The sequence below is a fragment of the Arthrobacter sp. Hiyo1 genome (assembly GCF_001263615.2).
Lineage (GTDB): Bacteria > Actinomycetota > Actinomycetes > Actinomycetales > Micrococcaceae > Arthrobacter.
Genome location: NZ_DF952470.1, coordinates 107,412 through 109,119, shown reverse-complemented (window position 1 = coordinate 109,119; position 1,708 = coordinate 107,412). Strand labels below are relative to the sequence as shown.

General features: G+C 66.6%; 1 protein-coding gene. It reads left to right on the top strand.

What is annotated here, in order from left to right:
* Positions 1–1,493: non-homologous end-joining DNA ligase (gene ligD / locus AHiyo1_RS26500; RefSeq protein WP_253257241.1), on the top strand; the 1,493-nt coding region annotated here is incomplete at its 5' end.
* Positions 1,494–1,708 lie beyond the last annotated feature (215 nt).

The window sequence follows — 1,708 nt, the reverse complement described above, 5'->3', positions numbered from 1 at the left end:
GGACCCCCGAACCGTTTCCCGCCGTCGAGCACCAAGCCGGTTCGCGCCCCCTCCAGTCCGACGCGGAACCCAATCCGCCCGGCGGAATTTTCGTCATCCAGGAGCACCATGCCCGCCGTTTCCACCTGGATTTCCGGCTGGAGCACAACGGCGTCCTGGCGTCGTGGGCCTTGCCGCGGGGCGTGCCCGACACTCCGGACAAGAACCACCTCGCGGTGCGCACGGAGGACCACCCGATGGAGTATGCGCAATTCGCGGGCATCATTCCGAAGGGCGAATACGGTGCCGGGACGGTCAGCATCTGGGACAGCGGCGAGTTCGAGTGCGAAAAATGGCGCGACGGCAAGGAAGTCATCGCTACCCTCACCGGAAAGCCCGGCGGCGGATTGCACGGGACCCGCCGCTTCGCGCTCATCCACACCGGGGAGTCGCCGTCGCAATGGCTGATCCACCTGATGAAGGACAAACCGGGCCATCGGACGGTGCTGTTGCCTGACTCCCGGCCCCAACCGATCGGGACCCCCAGCTACGCGCCCATGCTCGCAACCTCCGGGACAACCGCCGATGTCTCCTCCGGCGACTGGCTGTTTGAGCTCAAGTGGGACGGTTTCCGGGCGATCGTTTCAGGCTCGGGCGGCAAGATCAGGTTGACCAGCCGCTCGGGGATCGACATGACACCCACCTACCCCGAACTGGCGGATCCGCGCTATTGGCCTGACCACGACTTCGTGGCAGATGGCGAAATCGTCGCACTCAGCAAGAACGGCCGGCCCAGCTTCGAGCTGCTCCAGAAGCGGATGAACCTCTTCAAACCCGGCGACGTCGAACGTGCCCGGGCCGCGGTCCCCGTGCAGCTCATGGTGTTCGATCTCCTGTACGACGCCGGGTCCCAAGGCGGTGCCGACCTCACCTCCCTGCCGCTCAGCGAGCGCCGGGAAAAGCTAGCGGAGTTCCGCGCCAAGCTGCCGGCCCAGGGCTCCCCTATCCATGTGTCCGAGATCCTGGAACATGACCTTGACGACATCCTGGCCACTGCCGGCGAGCTTGGCTTGGAGGGCGTCATGGCCAAGCGCGCGGATAGCCGGTACCAGCCGGGGCGGCGCAGCAGGTCCTGGATCAAGCTCAAGTTGGAACGCACGCAGGAAGTGGTGGTGGGTGGCTGGCGGCCCGGCTCCGGGGCGAGGCTGGGGACCATTGGCGCGTTGCTGGTGGGGATTCCCGACGGCGACAAGCTGCGCTACGCGGGCCGGGTGGGCACAGGGTTCAAGGACTGGCAACTGCGCGACATCCTGAAGCGCCTGCAAGGTCTCGATCGCCCGGACTCTCCGTTCCACGACATCCCGGCCGAGGACGCCGCCACGGCGCACTGGGTTTCGCCCGAGCTCGTGGGAGAGGTGACGTTCGGCGATTGGACCGGCGCCGAGAGAATGCGCCATCCCGTCTGGCGCGGCTGGCGCCCCGACAAGTCTCCCGACGACGTCGAGCGCGCATAACCCAGGCCCGCACGCTTACGCCTCCCGCACGTAACTCAGCCCAACTAACTGGCAGCAGATGTCGTTATGAGGGCTCAGAACGACATTAAGTGCGAGTCAGTTGGGCTGAGGAGGGTGGTTCCTAAGAGGAGTGCGGCATCTGCGGACGGCTGGTGCGGTGGACCGCGGTGACTGCCGCCTGCTGGCCTACGCGGCCGTGGCTTGCGCCGCGGTCC